The following is a 19,423-nucleotide window of genomic DNA, read 5'->3' on the forward strand; positions in this document are numbered from 1 at the left end:
TGATGCTCGTGAATTAAACTTCGTAATGAATTACGTATGTTCACTCAGAGACTTGGTATTCATTTTTCGTCTTGCGACGTTAAGAATCCATGTCACTTTGAGTGCCCACACAGATTGTCTGATAAATTGTTAAAGAGCAGTGAAACGTGGCTTTCGCTCGCCGTTTCGAGGTCCCGTATAATACGTTTTCCTCATTCAGAGTCAAGCGTTTATTTTCGCTTTTCTCTGTCAGAATTTCCGGAGAAACCCTGCTGAGCCGGCGGCTTGTTTGCCGTTGTTCCGTGTCAGTGGAGGCGCATTATAGGGAGTTATTCTGAGACGGCAAGTCTAAATTCAAAAAAACCTTTCAACCGCTCACTATTCATACAAATCACTATCTAAAGAGTGATTCTTGCTCATTCCTTAACCAAAAACGAGCCCCAAAGGGCCCGTTTTTGTTCTTTTGTGACTTACTGCACGGCCACAATGTGGTCGTCTTTGACCATTAAGCGAATTGTTTTCCCTGGAATCAGCTCTCCGGAAAGGATCTGCTGCGCCAGCGGGTTTTCAATCTGCTGCTGAATAGCACGTTTCAGCGGACGAGCCCCGTACACAGGATCGTAGCCGTTGGCGCTAAGCAGCTTCAGCGCATCCTCTTCTATATGCACATCGTAACCGCGCTCTTCGAGACGCTGATACAAACGCTGCAGCTGAATCTTCGCAATTGAAGCGATGTGTTTCTCACCCAGTGGATGGAACACCACCACTTCATCAATGCGGTTAATAAATTCTGGACGGAAGCTGTGGCTGACCACGCCCAGCACCAGATCTTTCATGTGCCCGTAATCTAACTCGCCGAAGCGTTCCTGAATCAAATCGGAACCCAGGTTCGAGGTCATAATGACGACCGTATTGCGGAAGTCGACCGTTCTGCCCTGCCCGTCCGTCAGACGACCATCGTCCAGCACCTGCAGCAGAATGTTGAACACATCCGGATGCGCTTTCTCAACTTCATCCAGCAGGATGACCGAGTAAGGGCGACGACGAACGGCCTCCGTCAGATAGCCGCCTTCTTCATAACCGACGTATCCAGGAGGCGCGCCGACGAGGCGCGAGACGGAGTGTTTCTCCATAAACTCGGACATGTCGATACGCACCATCGCATCATCACTGTCGAACATAAAGTTAGCCAGCGCTTTACAGAGTTCGGTTTTCCCGACACCGGTTGGCCCAAGGAAGAGGAACGAACCGATAGGGCGATTCGGATCCGACAAACCGGCCCGGCTACGGCGAATGGCGTTAGAGACCGCTTCAACTGCCTCGTTTTGCCCGATCACGCGGCTGTGCAACTGCTGCTCCATACGCAGCAATTTTTCACGCTCACCTTCCAGCATTCTTGCCACCGGAATACCCGTCCAGCGCGCCAGCACATCGGCAATTTCTACGTCAGTCACGCGATTTTTCAGCAGGCGCATGGTTTTGCCTTCGGACTGCGTCGCCATTGCCAGCTGTTTTTCCAGTTCAGGAATTTTGCCGTATTGCAGCTCAGACATCCGCGCCAAGTCGCCCACGCGGCGAGCCTGCTCGATGGCGATTTTCGCCTGCTCAAGCTCCGATTTTATGGTTTGCGTTCCGGAGAGTGACGCTTTCTCGGCCTTCCACTCTTCTTCCAGCTCGGAATATTGACGCTCTTTATCGTCCAGCTCTTCGTTAAGCATATCCAGACGCTTCAGGCTCGCTTCATCTGACTCTTTCTTCAGCGCCTGCTGTTCCAGCTTGAGCTGAATGATGCGCCGGTCCAGTCGGTCAAGTTCTTCCGGCTTCGAGTCAATCTGCATACGGATGCTGGAAGCGGCCTCATCAATAAGGTCGATGGCCTTGTCCGGCAGCTGTCGGTCTGCAATATAACGATGTGATAAAGTTGCTGCGGCCACGATGGCTGGATCGGTGATCTGCACATGGTGATGCAGCTCATAGCGCTCTTTCAGGCCGCGCAGAATCGCGATGGTATCTTCCACCGAAGGTTCCGCCACGAACACTTTCTGGAACCGGCGCTCAAGCGCTGCATCTTTCTCTATATACTGACGATACTCATCCAGCGTGGTCGCGCCTACGCAGTGAAGCTCACCACGTGCGAGCGCCGGTTTGAGCATGTTGCCGGCATCCATTGCGCCATCGGCTTTACCGGCACCCACCATGGTGTGCAGTTCGTCGATAAACAGGATGACGTTGCCTTCCTGCTTAGAGAGATCGTTCAGGACGCCTTTCAGACGCTCCTCGAACTCTCCGCGGTATTTCGCCCCCGCCACCAGCGCGCCCATGTCCAGCGCCAGTACACGACGACCTTTCAGGCCTTCAGGCACTTCGCCGTTCACAATACGCTGCGCCAGCCCTTCAACGATGGCCGTTTTACCGACGCCGGGTTCACCAATCAGTACCGGGTTATTTTTGGTACGACGCTGCAATACCTGGATGGTGCGACGAATCTCTTCGTCACGACCGATGACCGGATCGAGCTTGCCCTGTTCGGCCCGCTCAGTCAGATCGAGTGTGTATTTCTTTAATGCCTGACGCTGGTCTTCGGCACCCTGATCGTTCACGCTTTCACCTCCGCGCATTTGTTCAATCGCCTGAGTCACATTGGCGGTTGTTGCTCCGGCGGTTTTCAACAGGTCGGTCAGCGTGCCACGTGATTCAAGGGCTGCCAGAACGAACAGTTCTGACGATATAAAGTTGTCATTGCCTTTTTGCGCCAGCTTGTCGCAAAGGTTCAGCACACGCACCAGATCCTGAGACGGCTGAACGTCACCACCGGTGCCTTCCACCTGTGGCAAACGGCTCAATGCCTGATCGATGGCCGTGCGCAGCTGCCCGGCGTTAACGCCAGCAGAGGTTAATAACGGACGAACCGAACCACCTTCCTGATTCAGAAGTGCGCTCATTAAGTGAAGTGGTTCGATGAATTGGTTGTCGTGCCCCAGTGCGAGAGACTGGGCATCGGCGAGAGCAAGCTGGAATTTATTGGTAAGACGATCCAGACGCATAACTCCTCCCATAACAGGTCAATTTTGCTACTGGAGATTAAATGAGGTCATCCCTCAATTATTCAAGGTTAGAGACCTGGACTATGTGAAAAATAAGTCAGCCTTCTGGATCGTCTTGATTCGTTAGGTTATATCAGCCAAATGAAACTTGCCATACGACCGGTCGTCCGATCGCGTCGATAAGAGAAAAAATCATCCTTTTCACTTAGCGTACAGCGTTCACCGCCGAACACCTGAGTCACACCGACGTTTGCCAGACGCTGACGCGCTAACTGATAAATATGGGCGAAATATTTCTCGCCAACAGGACGGAAAGCGTTGTCGGCTTTCGCATCCTTAGCCATGAAAGCCTCACGGACTTCCGGACCAACTTCAAAGGCCTGCGGACCAATCGCCGGACCGAGCCAGGCCAGAATGTTTTCTGGCTGATCTTTAAAGTGCGCAATGGTTTGTTCCAGAACGCCATCACATAACCCACGCCAGCCCGCGTGGGCTGCGGCCACTTCCGTACCCGCTTTATTGCAAAACAGCACCGGTAAACAGTCGGCAGTCATCACCGCACACACCAAACCCGGTTTGTTGCTGTAGGACGCATCGGCTTTTTTAGACGCGTATTCGCCCCCGGTCAGCGTTAATACCGCATTGCCGTGAACCTGCTCAAGCCAGACCGGGCGTGAAGGAAACGCCGCCGCTTCATAAAAGCGATTGCGATTCTCTTCAACGTGCTGCGGATTATCGCCACAGTGGGCACCAAGATTGAGTGCGTCATAGGGCGGTAAACTGACGCCGCCCACTCGCGTGGAACTGCACGCACCAACGCCTTCAGGCATCGGCCACTGAGGTACGATAATTTTGGTCATAGCCAGGCAACATCATCCTTATGTTCTTCGAAATCAGCGCGCATGGCATCGATCAAATCGACCATATCCTGTGGGATCGGCGCGTGCCATTCCATCTGAATACCGGTAATCGGGTGATAAAGACGAAGCATCGTCGCGTGCAGCGCCTGACGATCGAACTTACGAAGTTCAGTAATAAACGCTTCTGATGCGCCTTTCGGCGGACGCGGACGGCCACCGTACAGCTGATCGCCCACCAGCGGGTGAGTGATGTGCGCCATATGCACGCGGATTTGATGTGTGCGCCCGGTTTCCAGACGTAAACGCAAACGCGTGTGAATACGGAAATGTTCCATGATGCGATAGTGCGTCACCGCCGGTTTACCCATCGGGTGAACGGACATGTGGGTGCGCTTGGTCGGGTGACGGCTGATTGGTTCTTCTACCGTGCCGCCCGAAGTCATATGGCCAATCGCCACTGCTTCATATTCACGGGTAATTTCACGCAGCTGCAGCGCTTCCACCAGACGAGTCTGAGCCGGTACGGTCTTCGCGACCACCATCAGGCCCGTCGTGTCTTTATCCAGACGGTGAACAATGCCCGCACGTGGCACATCCACAATTGGCGGATAGTAGTGCAGCAATGCATTCAGAATCGTGCCGTCAGGGTTACCCGCGCCCGGATGCACCACCAGGTCACGCGGCTTGTTGATAACGATAATGTCGTCATCTTCATAAACGATCGTCAGCGGGATATCCTGCGGCTCGAAGCGGGCTTCCTCTTCGATTTCAGCGTCGATGGAGACCTTTTCTCCCCCTAACACTTTCTCTTTCGGCTTGTCACAAATGACGCCGTTCACCTGCACTCGCTTATCCAGGATCCATTCTTTTATGCGCGAACGTGAATAATCCGGGAACATTTCGGCCAAAGCCTGATCTAAGCGTTGACCGAGTTGTTTTTCGGATACCGTTGCGGTGAGTTGTACTAGTTGTGCCATAGACAGCTTCTTCGTTTAACGTTGGGTTTTACGGCTTCGCCGTATAATATAGTGTGCTATTGTAGCTGGTCTTAATCGGGAGCAGGAATGATAATCTCCCGCATAAACATTCTGAGGAAAGTCAAAACGTCATGACGCGCATGAAATACCTGGTGGCCCTTGCCACACTGAGCCTGGCTTTGGCGGGTTGCTCCGGTTCAAAGGAAGAGGTGCCTGATAACCCGCCAAATGAAATCTACGCGACTGCTCAACAAAAGTTGCAGGACGGTAACTGGAAACAGGCGATAACGCAACTGGAAGCGCTCGATAACCGCTATCCGTTTGGCCCGTATTCTCAGCAGGTTCAGCTCGACCTGATTTATGCCTACTACAAGAATGCCGATCTGCCGCTGGCTCAGGCTGCGATCGACCGCTTTATGCGCCTCAACCCGACTCACCCGAACATTGACTACGTCATCTATATGCGTGGCCTGACCAACATGGCTCTGGATGATAGCGCCCTGCAGGGCTTCTTCGGGGTTGACCGTTCAGACCGCGATCCGCAGCACGCTCGCGATGCTTTCAACGACTTCTCTAAACTGGTGCGTGGCTATCCGCAGAGCCAGTACGCTTCTGACGCCTACAAGCGCATGGTGTTCCTGAAAGACCGCCTGGCGAAATATGAGCTGTCCGTTGTGGATTACTACACCGATCGCGGCGCATGGGTTGCCGTGGTGAACCGCGTGGAAGGCATGCTCCGCGACTTCCCGGACACGCAAGCCACCCGCGATGCGCTGCCGAAGATGGAAAAAGCTTACCGCGAAATGCAGATGACCGCGCAGGCCGACAAAGTGGCGAAAATCATCGCCGCTAACAGCAGCAAGACCAGCAGCTGACAGCCTCTTTTCATGAAAAACGGCAGCCCAGGTGGCTGCCGTTTTTGTTTTTAATTCGCGGTAATGCTGAAGCGGTTTAGCGCCAGATCATCCCATCAACTATGGCCCGCTTTTGCCCATTCCTCAAGTATTAAATCCCCTGTTCCTGTCCTGCCTCACAAAATACACTGACTGACAAAAAGTGACAAAATAACGTGATTCAAATCACACATTTTGACATTAAGAACGGTATGCTGGATTCACCAAGACGGGAAAGACAAGAGGTAAAATTTATGACAATGAACATTACCAGTAAACAAATGGACATTACTCCGGCCATCCGCCAGCACGTCACAGACCGTCTCACCAAACTTGAAAAATGGCAAACCCAACTGATTAACCCGCACATCATTCTGTCTAAGGAGCCACAGGGTTTTGTTGCCGACGCAACCATGAACACACCAAACGGCCATCTGGTTGCCAGCGCGCGTCATGAAGATATGTACACCGCCATTAACGAATTGATCAACAAGCTGGAAAGGCAGCTCAATAAAGTGCAACACAAAGGGGAAGCACGTCGCGCCAACGCATCGGTGAAAGACGTCAACTTCGTTGAACAAGAGTAATCCTTAACAACTGTGTTAATCCAACGCGCCTCCGGGCGCGTTTTTTGTGCCTGTGCGTTTTTACGGTTGACAGCATGAAAACAGTACGGTTAATTTAACTGTCTGCCTCTAAGGAAAACCTGATGAAAACCGTGCCGTTCTTCTTCGCATTCTTTTTTAGCTTCTTTACCTTCCCCTGAACGGGAGGCGTTTCGTCGTGTGATAAAGAATGCGAAGACGAACAATGAGGCCTCCCACACCGGGGGGCCTTTTTTATTGATAACAAGAAAGGCGACATTATGACTGCGGAAAACCCGTTACTGGCTCTGCGCGATAAGATAAGCGCGCTGGATGAAAAGCTGCTCTCTCTGCTGGCCGAGCGTCGTGGGCTGGCGGTGGAAGTGGGCAAAGCTAAGCTGCTGTCACATCGCCCGGTACGCGATATCGATCGCGAGCGCGACCTGCTTGAACGCCTGATTACCCTCGGCAAAACGCACCATCTGGATGCACACTACATCACCCGCCTGTTCCAGCTGATTATTGAAGACTCCGTCCTGACGCAGCAAACGCTGCTCCAGCAGCATCTGAATAAAATTAACCCACACTCTGCGCGAGTGGCTTTCCTGGGGCCGAAGGGTTCCTATTCACATCTCGCCGCGCGTCAGTATGCCGCCCGCCACTTCGAGCAGTTTATCGAAAGCGGCTGTGCTAAATTCGCCGACATCTTTAATCAGGTGGAAACCGGACAGGCCGACTACGCCGTCGTCCCTATCGAAAACACCAGTTCCGGCGCCATCAACGACGTCTACGATCTCCTGCAGCACACCAGCCTTTCTATCGTTGGCGAAATGACGATCCCTATCGATCACTGCGTGCTGGTTTCTGGCTCTACCGATCTTAATAAGATTGAAACCGTCTACAGCCACCCGCAGCCGTTCCAGCAGTGCAGCCAGTTCCTGAACCGTTACCCGCACTGGAAAATTGAGTACACCGAGAGCACATCTGCCGCAATGGAGAAAGTCGCGGAAGCAAACTCGCCACACGTGGCGGCACTCGGTAGTGAAGCAGGCGGCGGTTTGTATGGCTTACAGGTGCTGGAGCGCAACCTGGCTAACCAGACGCAGAACATCACCCGCTTTGTCGTGCTGGCCCGCAAAGCCATCAACGTCTCCGATCAGGTTCCGGCGAAAACCACGCTGCTGATGGCAACCGGGCAACAGGCCGGTGCTCTGGTAGAGGCGCTTTTGGTATTACGTAATCATAATCTGATCATGACTAAGCTCGAATCGCGCCCGATCTACGGCAATCCGTGGGAAGAGATGTTCTATCTGGATATTCAGGCGAACCTGGAATCAGATGCGATGCAGAAGGCGCTGAAGGAGCTGGGTGAGATCACCCGCTCCATGAAAGTATTGGGCTGCTACCCAAGTGAGAACGTGGTGCCTGTCGATCCGGCTTAAGCCTCGATAAACGGTAATTTCTTCATCCCTGCCACATCCACGGGCAGGGTGAAGATGGCCCCGGACAGAGGATATTTCCGCACTTCTTCAGCGCTCATATTTTCCCGGGTCGTGGTGATAAACAGCGTTTTCATCTCTGGCCCACCGAAGCAGACCATCGTCGGACAGCGCACCGGCAAACGGTACTCAGCCAGCTGTTCACCCTCGGGTGAGAATCTCGCGACGCGCCAGCCGTCAAACATTGCGCTCCAGTAGCAGCCTTCCTCGTCAACCGCCGCGCCATCAGGAATGCCTTGTCCTGAATTAAACTGGCGGAACACCTCACGCTTGCCGGGTTCGCCCTGCGCATCCAGAGGCGTACGATAAATGACCCCGTTCGGCGTATCCGACGTGTACATCCACTTTTTATCTGCACTGAACGCCAGGCCGTTGGCTCCGTGAATATCGCACTGAATCACTTTCGGTTTGAGATGGCTATCCACGCGCACTAAAAGTGCCCCGTTATAATCTCCCGGCCCCCAGAATGTTCCCGCATAAAAACGTCCGTCGCGATCGGTACCGCCGTCGTTAAATCTTGCCAGCTGTGGATTGCTCGGGTTGTCGCAAATTTTACGTACCAGCAAACCGTGCCTGTCGCTGAGCCAGATAGCGCTGCGAAGCGCAACGATAAATCCGCCCTTTTCCCGCAGTGAAAAACAGCCAACCTCCTCCGGAAACTGCAACACCTGATGATCGCCTGTGTTGAGATCGTAGCGATGAATTTCACACTCGAGGATATCGGCCCAGTAGAGCGCCTGTTCAGCTTCGCTCCAGGTCGGACATTCCGGCAGGTGGCCGGCGTAATCGAACAACACTTCTGGCTGCGGCATGGTGGTTTCCCTGTGAAAAAAAAGCCAGCGGGTTTCCCCTCTGGCTTTTGAGTATAAACAGATTTTTTACTGTCGGCTGTCGTTTGCCTGCCGGAGCAGCGTCCGGCTTTCGCTCTGGAAGCGCTGGGCGTAATCACCAAACCAGTGCTCCACTTTGCGGAAGCTGTCGATAAAGGCCTGCTTATCGCCCTGCTCCAGCAGGCCAATGGCCTCGCCGAAGCGTTTGTAGTAGCGCTTTATCAGCTGAATGTTGCTCTGGGACGACATAATAATGTCGGCGTAAAGCTGCGGATCCTGAGCAAACAGACGGCCTACCATCGCCAGTTCCAGGCGGTAAATCGGCGAAGAGAGTGCCAGCAGCTGTTCCAGCTGAACGTTCTCTTCTGCCAGGTGCAGGCCATAGGCGAAAGTCGCGAAGTGGCGCAGCGCCTGGATAAACGCCATGTTCTGATCGTGCTCTACGGCGCTAATGCGATGCAAACGCGCACCCCAGACCTGAATCTGCTCCAGGAACCACTGATAGGCTTCCGGCTGACGACCGTCGCAGTAGACCACAACCTGCTTGGCAAGACTGCCGCTGTCCGGGCCGAACATCGGGTGCAGCCCCAACACAGGACCATTGTGCGCCGCCAGCATCGCCTGCAATGGCACCGCCTTCACCGAAGCCAAATCAACCAGAATGCAGTCATCCGGCAACGCCGGCAGTTTCTCAATGATTTGAGCCGTCGTGTGGATCGGCACGCTGACGATAACCATGCCAGCGTCCGCCACCAACTCTTCTGCGCGCGCCCAGTCTTCTTTCTCGAGGATCCGCACCTGATAGCCTGACAGCGTGAGCATCTTCTCAAACAGACGCCCCATCTGACCGCCACCGCCGACGATCACCACCGGGCGCAGCTGCGGATAGAGCGTTTTAAAGCCTTTGTCGTTTTCGCTGGAGTAGGACTCGCGCATAACGCGACGCAGGACATCTTCAATCAGATCCGGCGGCACGCCAAGCGCCGCAGCCTCTTCGCGACGAGACGCCAGCATGGACGCCTCACGCTCAGGGACATAAATCGGCAGGCCGTATTTGCTTTTCACCTCGCCGACTTCGGCTACCAGCTCCAGGCGGCGCGCCAGCAGATCCAGCAGCGCCTTATCAACTTCATCGATTTGATCGCGTAGCGCGGTCAGTTCAGCAACCATAAATTCCTCTTACGCCAGACGAGCCGCCAGCTGGCCACGCAGATCTTTATCAAGTTCACGCAGCAGTGCATCCGTCGTCTCCCAGCCGATGCAGGCATCCGTCACCGATACGCCGTACTTCATGTCGCAGCGTGGCTGTTCGGAAGACTGATTGCCTTCATGAATATTACTTTCGATCATCAGGCCGATAATGGAGCGGTTGCCGTCTTTAATCTGCGCAACCACGGATTCCGCCACCGCTGGCTGACGGCGGTAGTCTTTGTTGGAGTTACCATGACTGCAATCTACCATCAGCGCGGGTTTCAGTCCCGCCTGTTCCATCTCTTTTTCGCACTGCGCCACGTCCGCCGGGCTGTAGTTTGGCGCTTTGCCGCCGCGGAGGATCACGTGCCCATCCGGGTTGCCTTGCGTCTGCAGCAGACAAACCTGGCCGGCCTGGTTGATACCCACGAAACGGTGAGGCATGGCGGCGGCACGCATGGCGTTGATGGCCGTTGCCAGGCTGCCGTCGGTGCCGTTTTTAAAACCAACCGGCATGGAAAGACCAGAAGCCATTTCGCGGTGCGTCTGAGATTCGGTGGTACGTGCGCCGATTGCAGACCAGCTGAACAGATCGCCGAGGTATTGCGGGCTGTTCGGATCCAGCGCTTCGGTCGCCAGCGGCAGGCCCATGTTCACCAGTTCCACCAGCAGGCGACGCGCAATTTTCAGACCGCCTTCAACATCAAACGAACCATCCATGTGCGGATCGTTAATCAGACCTTTCCAGCCCACGGTGGTACGTGGTTTTTCAAAATAGACGCGCATCACCAGGTAGAGGCTATCGCTGACCTCTGCGGCAAGGGCTTTAAAACGATGAGCATATTCAATCGCCGCTTCCGGATCGTGAATGGAGCACGGTCCGCATACCACCAGCAGGCGCGGATCGCGACCGGCAATGATATTAGAAATAGTCTGACGGGATTCAGCAATCTGAGCCTCCTGGGCAGCAGTCAGCGGGAATTCCGCCTTCAGCACTTCAGGGGTGATCAGAACGTGTTCGTCGGCGATATGTACGTTGTTCAGCGCGTCTTTTTGCATGATGGCGATCCTGTATAGCTCGTTTGCGATAATTGGGTTCCTCAACTGAGGATGTGCCTACATTATCACACACGGTAAAGATTTCAATCCATAATCCGTAAATTATAATTTACACATGCCATTTTTACGCATTTATTTTGCCATTTACTGTAAACATATTATTCCACTCGCGATAAACAATGGCTACGCTATGCTGAAAGCACTGACTCAGGAGGTGCTGATGAAACCCATTCTGTGTGCACTGTTAATGATGTTGTTGAGCGGATGCACGCTTGATCCTTACGCCGATATGCCGAAAAGCGCCACCGACTGGTACGGCGAAGGTATCGATGACGGACGAAGCGGCATCACCGCGCGCAGCGAGGAGCAGCTGGCGAGCGACCTGAACGATGCGAAAGTCGATCGCCATACCTATCTGAAAGGCTATGCCGTCGGCCTGCAGGACATCTGCCAGACGCGCCTGCTCTATGGCTGGGGGGTCTCCGGCAAACTCTTCCCTGAAGGCTGCGATGCCAGACCTGATGCCACCGCCCTGCGGGAAGCCTGGCAAAAAGGAATGAATGAAGGCGTCCAGTCCAACAGGTTAAATTAGTTGGCACTTTCATTAGCCTGGAAATAATAAAGCCGTGTCATCAGCCAACGGGAAAGGAATTCATTACGGGTGCTAATGACTGGTTGTATGAATAATGTTAGTCTTTATATAACTAATATGAATGTTTTAAATCTGGATGCGTGGCAAACTTTCGTGAGCGCCCGGTGGCAATACCTTTTCTGTCAGCTGATGCTGGCACTTTTATTTCTTTCCCCCGAAACGCCGGTATTTGCTGCGCCTGCGGGGCAGGATAACGCTGTCCGCGAAATGGTTTCCGGCATCATCAGCTACACGCGCTGGCCCGCTCTCAATGGCAAGCCAACGCTCTGTATTTTCTCCAGTTCAGCTTATGTTTCTGCCCTGCAAAAAGGCGATACAGACGCGCTCCCTTATTTACCGGTTGCGGTACAAAATGAGCAGGAAGCGTTAACGGCCCGTTGTGACGCACTTTATTTTGGGCTTGAACCGCCCGAACGTCAGCAGGAAATCATTCAGCGGCTGGCACCACGCCCGATGCTTACGCTTGCCGAGCAAAACCCGGACTGTGCGACAGGCAGCGCTTTTTGCCTGCAGTTTCACCCCCAGAGAGTCACGTTTTCCGTCAATCTTGATGCGCTTTCAAGAAGTGGCGTCAGGGTCAATCCTGACGTGTTAATGCTTGCCCGGAATAAAAAACATGAATAAGGATCGTCAGACCGCGCAGCGCCCAACGTTTAAAAGAACTCTACGGCGAATCAATATGACCAGCATCGTCATCACGATGACGCTGGTATGGCTAATGCTGTGCGTCGTTTCGGTGATATCGCTGAAGCAATATGCTCAGAAAAACCTGGAGTTGACCGGTGCTACGCTCAGTCACACGATTGAAGCCGCACTGGTTTTCCGGGATGAAACAGCGGCTACGGACACGCTGGCAACGCTGGGCAAGCAGGGTCAATTTGCCCGGGCCGACGTGTTCGATAAGAACAGCCGTCTTTTTGCCCGCTGGATCTATGAAAGCGAAGCCAGCAGTGAACGTTTTAACCTGATGGTCAGCCACTGGCTGTTTCCCAGGGCAACCACCCAGCCGGTCATACACAACGGTGAGGTTATTGGGCAAATCCGGCTTACTGCCCGCGACAGCCTGATAAGCCATTTTATCTGGACGTCACTTGCCGTCCTCACAACCTGTATATTATTGGCCACAGCGGCGGCAATGGCGATTTCACGGCATCTTCATGCCGATGTGGTGAGTGCGCTGCAAAACATTGCCGATGTAGCGCATGACGTGCGGACCAACCGTAATTTCTCCCGCCGCGTCCCGGATGAGCGAATCGAGGAGTTTCACCACTTTGCGCAGGATTTCAACAGCCTGCTGGATGAAATGGCACAATGGCAGGACTCTCTGCAAGCAAAAAACGATCTGCTTCTGCAAACCGCAATGCACGATCCGCTGACCGGCCTCCCCAACCGCGCCGCGTTCCGTACGCATATCAATGCGCTGATGGCGGATCCTATCGCCAAATCAGGCTCGGCTCTGTTGTTTATGGATGGAGACGACTTTAAATACATCAACGATACCTGGGGCCATGCCGCCGGGGATTATGTTCTGATTGAAACTGCACTGCGTCTGGTCGAATTCAGCGGCAAACAGCACCGCGCCTTCCGCCTGGGCGGCGATGAATTTGCCATTCTGCTGGGCAATATCCGCGATGAGCAGCAGGTTCAGCGATTGTGTGGCGAGCTGGCGCAGCACTTCATCCCGGAGATAAATATGCGCAACGGCCACGCAACGCCTTTTAGTTTGAGCATTGGTTATGCTCTGACCTGCGAGCATGAGAGCGTGGAAACCCTGCTGGAGCAGGCCGATAAAAAAATGTACCTGATGAAAAATCAGCGTGCGAAAACACTGACGTCATGAATAAGGATTTCACTATGCTTAAGCGTTTTGTCGCCCCCTTTCTTCTTGCAGCCTCTCTTTTGAGCGGCTGCCAGGCGCCGCAGGGAAAATTCTCACCGGAACAGATTACGGAGATGAAGCACTGGGGGTTCAGTGAAAGCGAAGGCGACTGGTCATTAGGGATTTCAGACAAAATTCTTTTCGACACCAATGATTATCAGCTCAAATCCGAGAGTCAAAAGCAGATCCAGACCATGGCTTCACGCCTTGCGGCGACAGGGCTGACGCATGCCCGCCTGGACGGACACACGGATAATTATGGCGAAGATAGCTATAACGAAGCCCTTTCTCTCAAGCGAGCCGACCGAGTGGCGGATGCATGGGCGGAAGGTGCGCATATTCCGCGCACCAACCTCACTACCCGTGGGCTCGGGAAGAAATATCCTGTCGCCAGCAATAAAACGTCACAGGGCCGGGCTGAAAACCGCCGCGTGACGGTCGTCATCAGCGAGCCCTGATCCCTTACTCTACAGATTCTGCCACACCAGCTGCGCTCGCCATCCGCCAGCGCAGCACGTCCACTGCGACAAACAGCAAAAGGCTGACTCCCATCACCGGCATAGCGACGCCGAACAGAACCGCCAACCCAATCATCCCCAGCCTTCCGCCTGACGGCAAATCACACCAGCTCTGCGTCAGGGTCATCATCGGATTATAAGCCGCAGGTGAAGGACGGCGGATCCACCAGAGTCTGTACCCCACCACGATCATCACGCACAGCGCCACGCCGAAAGCGATCAGCAGGATCTGATTCATCAGTCCAAACAGTAGCCCCATATGGAAATCCACGCCCCAGCGCGTCAGCTTCGCCATCAGCGGGAAGTTTTCGAAGTTTGTACGATCCACTACCTGCATCTTTTCAGGATCGATCGCCACAGCATCCACCTGCGTTGGCCAGCTTCGGTCGATTTCGGTGACCGTCCAGGCTTTATCGCTGCTTTTCGGCGGGCGAATTTCTATCTTGCTGGCATGGAGGCCAGCCTGCTGCGCAAGATGCAGAACGTCGTCAAACAGCACTAAATCTGTCGTCATCTCAGGCATCACCATACCGCCATGATGGCCGTGATGCTCCGCATGCGGATCCATTGCCATGGCTTGCCCATTGAGCTGGGTGTTCACCTGCGGTGTGAGCCAGTTAAAGGTTGCGCGAAGCTTATCGACATTCCCGCCAGCCCATTGTGACCAGGTGAGCCCTGTCGCAGAAAACAGCAGCATGCCGCCCAACAAGATCCAGCCCAGCGTCACGTGCAGGCGACGGTTGTTTTGCACGCGGTTATTAAGGCGTCTTTTCGGACGCGTAAGGAACCACAGCGCGATGCCGCCGCAGGCGGCCAGCCACATCCATGATGCCGCCAGTTCGCTGTATAGCCGCCCGACGTTACCAAGCAGCAGTGAGCGATGGGCGTAATCAATCCACTGGCGCAGCGGCAAAATTCCGCTGGTGCCGTAGACCGTCATATCGCCTTTCACCGCGAGCGTCACAGGATCGATAAACAGGGCCCGGCTTTCCGATTCTCCAAGGGTGGGATCGCTGAACATAACTCGTGTCGTCTCACCGGGCGTCAGCGAAGGCCTCATGGCATACAAAGTTAATGGCTGTCCAAGCGCCTTTTCCGCAGCGCGAATTTGTTCGGCAAGGGAATGCGTTTGTCCTGACCTCTCTGCGGTCAGGGCATCATGCCAGAGAAGGTTTTCCAGCTGCGGCGTCGCAACATAGAGCGTGCCGGTCAGCGCCGCGACGAAAATAAAAGGCCCGACAAACAGACCAATGGCAAAGTGAAAGCGGCGCAGCAGGTTAATCCATGCTGCGCGTGGGGTGCAGGTTGTCATACTTTTCCTTTTAAAAAGCAAACAGAAAGCGTGGCGCATTACGCCCGTTTTTATGTCATTAGCAGGTAAAAGCAGAACTGCGCGGTGGGGCGCGCGGGTGAGGTGTCAGCCAGGGGATGAAATGCCAGGCCTGAACGCAGGGCCGCGGGGATCGATGACCAATGCGAAGCAGCATAGCGCATATCAGGACAACCAGCGCGAGCATCAGCCCTGGTACGTGCGCCAGCAGGACGCAGTAACCGCAAGCCTCGGCATGGTCAACAGGCATCGCACCCGGGTCGGCATGATGCTCGCTCATCATCGACATATCGTGATGCATCATGCCCGGCATCGCGCTCATCGGGTCTTTTTGCAGGGAAACGGAAATCAGCGGCGCGACGATAATCAGCGCAATAGCAAACAGCGCGAGCCAAGCCGCGATGCGTTTACCGTGATTGCGTTGAAATGTCTGCTCTGCCATCTGTCCTCCGAAGCGGGGACAGTGTAAATGATTTGCAGCGAAAGAGTTAATGATTGGGAGAGGTTACGGCAATAAAAAAGGGCCAGCCTTGCGGCCAGCCCTTTTTAACACGGATGTCGCTTAAGCGCCAAGACGCTCTTTGATACGAGCAGACTTACCAGTACGCTCACGCAGGTAGTACAGTTTAGCTTTACGAACGGCACCACGGCGTTTAACAGCAATGCTGTCAACAACTGGAGAGTGAGTCTGGAAGACACGCTCAACGCCTTCGCCGTTGGAAATTTTGCGAACAGTGAATGCAGAGTGCAGACCGCGGTTACGAATAGCGATAACCACGCCCTCAAATGCCTGCAGACGTTTTTTGGAACCTTCAACAACCCATACTTTCACTTCCACGGTATCACCCGGACGGAAGGAAGGTACGTCCTGCTTCATCTGCTCTTGTTCAATTTGCTTAATAATGTTGCTCATAATTTAATCTCTTATCCTGGGTAAACTGATATTTGGGGGCTCACGCCTCACCATCATGTTTATGCTGCTGTTGCGCGTGTTCCTGTTGGAACGCGGCCAGCAACCTTGCTTGCTCTTCAGTCAGAGCCAGGTTTTCCAGAAGTTCAGGTCTTCTCAGCCAGGTCCGGCCCAGCGACTGCTTCAGACGCCAGCGACGTATCTCGGCATGGTTGCCTGACAGTAACACTGCCGGGACATCCATCCCTTCCAACACTTCAGGGCGGGTATAGTGTGGACAGTCCAGCAATCCGTCAGCAAAAGAATCTTCCGTTGCTGATGCTTCGTGGCCCAGAACACCCGGTATAAACCGGGAGACGGAGTCAATCAGCGTCATTGCCGGTAACTCACCACCGCTGAGAACGTAATCGCCGATAGACCATTCTTCGTCAATCTCGGTCTGAATCACACGCTCATCGATACCTTCGTAGCGACCGCACACCAGAATCAACTTCTCACTGGTTGCCAGTTCGCTGACGCCCGCTTGATCAAGCTTGCGTCCCTGAGGTGAAAGATAAATCACCTTCGCGCCTTCACCTGCCGCGGCTTTTGCTGCATGAATGGCATCCCGCAAGGGCTGCACCATCATTAGCATTCCCGGTCCGCCGCCGTAAGGACGATCGTCCACGGTACGGTGCCGGTCATGAGCGAAATCACGAGGACTCCAGCTCTGAATGCTCAGCAGGCCATTTTTTACTGCCCGGCCAGTTACCCCGTAGTCGGTAATCGCGCGAAACATCTCTGGAAAAAGGCTAACTACACCAATAAACACAGCCCATCTCCATCACGTCGTCTTTTACCGGTAATCCGGAGGTTTTAAAAACCAGGATCCCAATCTACTTCAATGGTTTGAGTAGTGAGATCGACTTTCTTGATAACCTGTCCATCGAGGAACGGAACCAACCGCTCCTTGATGCCAAATGCATCTTTCAGGTTTGCCTTAATGACGAGAACGTCATTCGACCCGGTTTCCATCATATCAATGACTTTACCGAGCTCGTAGCCTTCAGTGGTCACTACCTGGCAGCCCATCAGGTCTTTCCAGTAGTAGGTACCGTCGTCAAGCGCAGGCAGCTGCGAGGAATCCACGACAATTTCGCAATTGGTCAGCAGATTTGCCGCATCCCGATCGTCAACGCCTTTCAGCTTGATGACCAGATCCTGATTGTGGTGACGCCAGCTTTCCAGCTCGACTTCTTGCCACTGACCCGCCTTCTGGATAAACCAGGGCTGATAGTCAAAAATGCTTTCGGCGTCTTCGGTGGAGGAAAACACTCTGAGCCAACCACGAATACCGTAGCAAGAGCCCATTTTACCGACCACAATCGGTTCAGCAGGCGCTTTTGCGGCGAGTTGCTTGCTCATCATGACCACCGTGACAGATTAAGCTGCTTTGTTAGCGGCTTTGATCAGCGCTGCAACGCGATCGGAAACGGTAGCGCCCTGGCCAACCCAGTGAGCGATACGCTCCAGTTTCAGGCGAGTTTCTTCTTCTGCGCCGGAAGCCAGTGGGTTGAAGAAGCCAACGTTCTCGATGAAGCGACCGTTGCGTGCATTACGGCTATCAGTAACGACAACCTGGTAGAACGGACGCTTTTTTGCGCCGTGACGTGCTAAACGAATAGTTACCATAACATCCTCTTGTGTGAATAAAACACCGGGCCCCATCGAGGGACGGAGCCCGGTGTTATATTAAAAGCCCGAAAATTTTACTCATTTCGGCGCAAAAAGCAATCTCTAAAGCGATTTAGCGCCCAGGGAAGCCCGGTGGCATCATGCCCTTCATGCCGCGCATCATCTTCGCCATCCCGCCCTTCTTCATTTTCTTCATCATGCGCTGCATGTCGTCGAACTGTTTCAGAAGACGATTCACGTCCTGCACCTGCATCCCGCAGCCTGCGGCGATACGACGCTTACGGGAGCCTTTGATGATGTCCGGGTTCGCGCGCTCTTTGAAGGTCATCGAGTTAATGATCGCTTCCATTCGCACCAGCACTTTGTCATCCATCTGCGCTTTTACGTTGTCCGGGATCTGGCCCATGCCCGGCAGCTTGCCCATCAGGCTTGCCATACCGCCCATGTTTTTCATCTGACGCAGCTGCTCGAGGAAGTCGGTCAGGTCAAAACCGTCACCCTTCTTCAGTTTATTGGCGAGCTTTTCCGCCTGCGCGCGGTCTACCTTGCTTTCTATATCTTCAATAAGCGACAGCACGTCGCCCATGCCGAGGATACGGGAGGCAATACGATCCGGGTGGAAAGGCTCCAGCGCTTCGGTTTTCTCACCGACGCCGAGGAACTTGATTGGCTTACCGGTAATGTGACGAATTGATAGCGCCGCACCGCCGCGGGCGTCGCCGTCCACTTTGGTCAGCACCACGCCGGTCAGCGGCAGCGCTTCATTAAACGCCTTCGCCGTGTTCGCGGCATCCTGACCGGTCATGGCATCGACCACAAACAGGGTTTCTACCGGATTGATCGCGGCGTGAACCTGTTTGATTTCGTCCATCATCGCTTCGTCAACGTGCAGACGACCGGCGGTATCCACCAGCAGCACGTCGTAGAATTTCAGCTTCGCTTCTTTCAGCGCGGCGTTAACGATATCGACAGGTTTCTGCGCCACGTCGGACGGGAAGAAATCGACGCCAACCTGCTGCGCCAGGGTTTCCAGCTGTTTAATCGCCGCCGGGCGATAAACGTCGGCAGAAACCACCAGCACTTTCTTCTTATGCTTCTCACGCAGGAACTTACCGAGTTTACCCACGCTTGTGGTTTTACCGGCACCCTGCAGGCCCGCCATCAGCACGACCGCAGGCGGCTGAGCGGCCAGGTTGAGCACCTGGTTCTCTTCGCCCATCGCCGAAACCAGCTCGTTACGCACGATTTTGACGAACTCCTGACCCGGGGTCAGGCTTTTGTTTACATCCTGGCCAACCGCGCTCTCTTTGACGCGATTTATGAACTCGCGCACGACAGGCAGCGCCACGTCGGCTTCGAGCAACGCCATGCGCACTTCGCGCAAGGTATCTTTGATGTTGTCTTCAGTAAGGCGTCCGCGTCCGCTGATGTTTCGCAGCGTCTGCGACAAACGATCGGTTAAATTATCAAACATTGTCTCTCGCCTGGGGTGGAAACGTCTGGTCGCCACAGCGACTCACACACAGAATTTTGCCGCAGTATAA

Annotated in this window: 20 protein-coding genes and 1 other annotated feature; of the genes, 7 read left to right on the plus strand and 13 right to left on the minus strand. The window is 54.1% G+C overall.

Features of this window, described 5'->3' with window-relative positions; all coding sequences use genetic code 11:
• Positions 1-449: 449 nt before the first annotated feature.
• The 3 genes from clpB to rluD form a co-directional block, all read right to left on the minus strand.
• On the minus strand, positions 450-3,023 hold the full coding sequence (gene clpB, locus CRO87_RS19875) for an ATP-dependent chaperone ClpB (RefSeq protein ID WP_097164657.1): 2,574 nt from the start codon (positions 3,021-3,023) through the stop codon (positions 450-452).
• A gap of 128 nt (positions 3,024-3,151) precedes the next feature.
• Positions 3,152-3,883 (minus strand): purine nucleoside phosphorylase YfiH, encoded by a 732-nt coding sequence (gene yfiH / locus CRO87_RS19880; RefSeq protein ID WP_097164658.1) that lies wholly within the window; start codon positions 3,881-3,883, stop codon positions 3,152-3,154.
• The gene (gene rluD, locus CRO87_RS19885) at positions 3,880-4,860 is read right to left on the minus strand and encodes a 23S rRNA pseudouridine(1911/1915/1917) synthase RluD (protein WP_097164659.1); all 981 of its coding nucleotides are present in this window, start codon (positions 4,858-4,860) and stop codon (positions 3,880-3,882) included. Before rluD ends, yfiH begins: the two co-directional genes overlap by 4 nt.
• 131 nt (positions 4,861-4,991) lie before the next feature.
• Here rluD and bamD point away from each other — a divergent pair, with 131 nt between their 5' ends.
• The 3 genes from bamD (at position 4,992) to pheA (ending at position 7,779) form a co-directional block, all read left to right on the plus strand.
• Positions 4,992-5,735 carry an outer membrane protein assembly factor BamD gene (bamD, locus tag CRO87_RS19890; RefSeq protein ID WP_097164660.1) on the plus strand — a complete coding sequence of 248 codons (744 nt, stop codon included), beginning with the start codon at positions 4,992-4,994 and terminating at the stop codon, positions 5,733-5,735.
• A gap of 272 nt (positions 5,736-6,007) precedes the next feature.
• Positions 6,008-6,340, plus strand: coding sequence for a ribosome-associated translation inhibitor RaiA (raiA, locus tag CRO87_RS19895; RefSeq protein WP_097164661.1), 333 nt, complete (start codon positions 6,008-6,010; stop codon positions 6,338-6,340).
• 121 nt (positions 6,341-6,461) lie between these two features.
• Positions 6,462-6,596 (plus strand) — a sequence feature (Phe leader region).
• A 22-nt stretch (positions 6,597-6,618) separates the two neighbouring features.
• Positions 6,619-7,779 (plus strand): bifunctional chorismate mutase/prephenate dehydratase, encoded by a 1,161-nt coding sequence (pheA, locus tag CRO87_RS19900; protein WP_097164662.1) that lies wholly within the window; start codon positions 6,619-6,621, stop codon positions 7,777-7,779.
• On the opposite strand, the gene CRO87_RS19905 is transcribed toward pheA, so the two are convergent.
• The 3 genes from CRO87_RS19905 to aroF form a co-directional block, all read right to left on the minus strand.
• A complete protein-coding gene (locus CRO87_RS19905) occupies positions 7,776-8,648 on the minus strand; it encodes an SMP-30/gluconolactonase/LRE family protein (RefSeq protein ID WP_097164663.1) in 873 nt (290 codons plus the stop codon). The two genes, pheA and CRO87_RS19905, sit on opposite strands and share 4 nt — an antisense overlap.
• A gap of 66 nt (positions 8,649-8,714) precedes the next feature.
• Positions 8,715-9,836, minus strand: a complete 1,122-nt coding sequence (tyrA, locus tag CRO87_RS19910; RefSeq protein ID WP_097164664.1) for a bifunctional chorismate mutase/prephenate dehydrogenase — start codon at positions 9,834-9,836, stop codon at positions 8,715-8,717.
• A 9-nt stretch (positions 9,837-9,845) separates the two neighbouring features.
• Positions 9,846-10,916 carry a 3-deoxy-7-phosphoheptulonate synthase AroF gene (gene aroF / locus CRO87_RS19915; protein ID WP_097164665.1) on the minus strand — a complete coding sequence of 357 codons (1,071 nt, stop codon included), beginning with the start codon at positions 10,914-10,916 and terminating at the stop codon, positions 9,846-9,848.
• A gap of 220 nt (positions 10,917-11,136) precedes the next feature.
• Between aroF and CRO87_RS19920 the strand changes: the two genes are divergently transcribed.
• The 4 genes from CRO87_RS19920 to CRO87_RS19935 all read left to right on the plus strand — a co-directional run bounded on the left by CRO87_RS19920 (position 11,137) and on the right by CRO87_RS19935 (position 13,905).
• On the plus strand, positions 11,137-11,508 hold the full coding sequence (locus CRO87_RS19920) for a DUF2799 domain-containing protein (RefSeq protein WP_097164719.1): 372 nt from the start codon (positions 11,137-11,139) through the stop codon (positions 11,506-11,508).
• A 189-nt stretch (positions 11,509-11,697) separates the two neighbouring features.
• A complete protein-coding gene (locus CRO87_RS19925; RefSeq protein WP_097164720.1) occupies positions 11,698-12,192 on the plus strand; it encodes a YfiR family protein in 495 nt (164 codons plus the stop codon).
• Positions 12,185-13,408 (plus strand): diguanylate cyclase DgcN, encoded by a 1,224-nt coding sequence (gene dgcN / locus CRO87_RS19930; protein WP_097164666.1) that lies wholly within the window; start codon positions 12,185-12,187, stop codon positions 13,406-13,408. Before CRO87_RS19925 ends, dgcN begins: the two co-directional genes overlap by 8 nt.
• A gap of 14 nt (positions 13,409-13,422) precedes the next feature.
• Positions 13,423-13,905 (plus strand): OmpA family protein, encoded by a 483-nt coding sequence (locus tag CRO87_RS19935; protein WP_097164667.1) that lies wholly within the window; start codon positions 13,423-13,425, stop codon positions 13,903-13,905.
• 4 nt (positions 13,906-13,909) lie between these two features.
• On the opposite strand, the gene CRO87_RS19940 is transcribed toward CRO87_RS19935, so the two are convergent.
• From CRO87_RS19940 to ffh, 7 genes are all read right to left on the minus strand, one after another.
• Positions 13,910-15,277, minus strand: a complete 1,368-nt coding sequence (locus tag CRO87_RS19940) for a PepSY domain-containing protein (protein WP_097164668.1) — start codon at positions 15,275-15,277, stop codon at positions 13,910-13,912.
• Positions 15,278-15,335: 58 nt separating this feature from the next.
• Entirely contained in the window at positions 15,336-15,737 is a 402-nt protein-coding gene (locus CRO87_RS19945) for a DUF2946 domain-containing protein (protein ID WP_097164669.1), read from the minus strand.
• A gap of 120 nt (positions 15,738-15,857) precedes the next feature.
• On the minus strand, positions 15,858-16,208 hold the full coding sequence (gene rplS / locus CRO87_RS19950; RefSeq protein ID WP_097164670.1) for a 50S ribosomal protein L19: 351 nt from the start codon (positions 16,206-16,208) through the stop codon (positions 15,858-15,860).
• Positions 16,209-16,248: 40 nt separating this feature from the next.
• A complete protein-coding gene (trmD, locus tag CRO87_RS19955) occupies positions 16,249-17,016 on the minus strand; it encodes a tRNA (guanosine(37)-N1)-methyltransferase TrmD (RefSeq protein WP_097164671.1) in 768 nt (255 codons plus the stop codon).
• 44 nt (positions 17,017-17,060) lie between these two features.
• Entirely contained in the window at positions 17,061-17,609 is a 549-nt protein-coding gene (gene rimM, locus CRO87_RS19960; protein WP_097164672.1) for a ribosome maturation factor RimM, read from the minus strand.
• An 18-nt stretch (positions 17,610-17,627) separates the two neighbouring features.
• A complete protein-coding gene (gene rpsP / locus CRO87_RS19965) occupies positions 17,628-17,876 on the minus strand; it encodes a 30S ribosomal protein S16 (protein WP_097164673.1) in 249 nt (82 codons plus the stop codon).
• Between the two features lie 115 nt (positions 17,877-17,991).
• Entirely contained in the window at positions 17,992-19,353 is a 1,362-nt protein-coding gene (gene ffh, locus CRO87_RS19970) for a signal recognition particle protein (RefSeq protein ID WP_097164674.1), read from the minus strand.
• Positions 19,354-19,423: the final 70 nt, after the last annotated feature.

The sequence above is a fragment of the Enterobacter sp. CC120223-11 genome, assembly GCF_900215375.1.
Taxonomy (GTDB): Bacteria; Pseudomonadota; Gammaproteobacteria; order Enterobacterales; family Enterobacteriaceae; genus Scandinavium.